Raw genomic sequence first — 1,601 nt, 5'->3', positions numbered from 1 at the left:
GGGATCGTTGAGCGGTCACCCGAACGCCGATCAGTAGACCGATGCACGCCGCATTGCTACGGCGAGACGATAGAACCCCTGAGAGTCACCGTCTGTCACCATTCGTCGCCCAGCTTGCGGAGCCCGTTGTCTTCCGGCAGGGACTGGCGCGAGTAGTCGTGCAGAACGTCGGGCGACGCAGTTTCGCGTCCGTCACGTTCAGCTTGGCGGATGGCCGCGATGACGACGCATGTCACAGCCACGATCAACGCCGCAGCAGTCGTCAACGTCATCCATATCGGCTGAACGGTTGACCCATCCGAGCACAGCGGGTTCCAGAGGAACCCCTCTCCCGTCAGGCTGCCTCCGCCGCGGGTCCTGCACGTCTCGCTCGGGTCCCACATGTAGATGGAGGCTACGGCTCCCACGGCGGCTGCAAGCCCACCGAAAACCAAGGCGAGAACGATGGGCGTCGCTGCACTCGGTCGCGGGGGCTCTCCAACGTTCATCGGGACATCATGCACCGCGCTCCACCAGATTGATCAAGAGCCGGAACGTCAGGCCCGGTATCGAGTGGCCCGCGTGGAGGTCATCGCGCCGCGACGGTGAGGTTCAATTCTTCGCCGACGCGCAGAATTTCGTCGGAAGGGAAGCGGAACGGGTTGAGGTAGAACAGGTCATCGGCCGTCATGTCGAATCGTGCCGCGACGTCCTCTGCGAGGTCGTTGCGAGCGACCGTGTACGACGTCGGCATTCCGTCCGTCGATGTCGTTTCGCCACGCGCTGCTGCACGCGGCCCGGCGTCCTGGGCGACGAGATCACTGCGTTGAGGCTTCACGCTCCATTGGACGTCAGCGACAGCAATGATCCTCATCGAGCAGTCGGGGTCGTTCTGGGGCTTGGTGGTGATGACGAGCTGATCGATCGCTGTCGGGTCGCCGTGGAACTCTGCGAGGTTCCGCCAGGCCTTGTAGGGCTTCCCTGGCTCCGCATCCGCGAGACTCATTGGGAAAGCAATGTCGAAACAGGTGGCGCCCTCATCGATCGGGTCCAGCGCTGCCATGACCGCAACGGAACCTGAGGAAGATGCGGTCGCGGCGGGAATGTCGAGCTCGTCTGATGCCAGAGCCAGCCGGCCATCAGCCGCACTCAAACGGATGCTGCCGGCCGTCCCATCGCTCCCCGTGAACGTTGCCACGCCAAGGTCACCGGTCAGTGCGGCGTCGGAGCTGCTGTCTGTGGACACCGGAGGCGGAGCCGGCGGTTCAGGCTGTGGCGTGCATCCCGTGACGACGATCAGGCATGCTGCGATCGCGACCGTTTTTCGCGCCTTCGAGAATGTCCCCACTGGCTCAGGGTAAGCGACGTCCTCGCTCTTCCCTTGGTCGTGCGGTTGGGGCGACTGGATGGAGTGGTCGCGGTTCCCTCCGCTGAGGCCAGCTAGGGGCTACAGCGCCTTGCTAGGGTCCGGACTTATGGATGAGCCCCGAAAGCGCGGACACCCGCTCGTCGTCGCGGGAGCGACGATCGCGGCTGCAGCCGTCCTCTGCGCTTTCGTGTACTACGCCGGTCTGGCCGTCTTCCGGACCGAGGGGGACGTGCCGGCGGCCTCGGCCATCGAC

2 protein-coding genes are annotated in these 1,601 nt (G+C 64.6%); both read right to left on the bottom strand.

Going from position 1 to position 1,601, the window contains the following annotated elements:
- Positions 1–95: 95 nt before the first annotated feature.
- The gene (locus C5B93_RS17430; RefSeq protein ID WP_181068434.1) at positions 96–272 is read right to left on the bottom strand and encodes a hypothetical protein; all 177 of its coding nucleotides are present in this window, start codon (positions 270–272) and stop codon (positions 96–98) included.
- A gap of 296 nt (positions 273–568) precedes the next feature.
- Complete coding sequence (locus tag C5B93_RS16790) at positions 569–1,327, bottom strand: LysM domain-containing protein (RefSeq protein WP_146078542.1); 759 nt, start codon at positions 1,325–1,327, stop codon at positions 569–571.
- Positions 1,328–1,601: the final 274 nt, after the last annotated feature.

The sequence above is a fragment of the Rathayibacter sp. AY1A2 genome, from assembly GCF_002930935.1.
In the GTDB taxonomy this organism is placed as follows: Bacteria; Actinomycetota; Actinomycetes; order Actinomycetales; family Microbacteriaceae; genus Rathayibacter.
This window is presented reverse-complemented; position numbering and strand designations above follow the sequence as displayed.

Coding starts and splice junctions, on each gene's coding strand:
- C5B93_RS17430 (WP_181068434.1), bottom strand. CDS start 272: ATGACGTTGACGACTGCTGCGGCGTTGATCGTGGCTGTGACATGCGTC.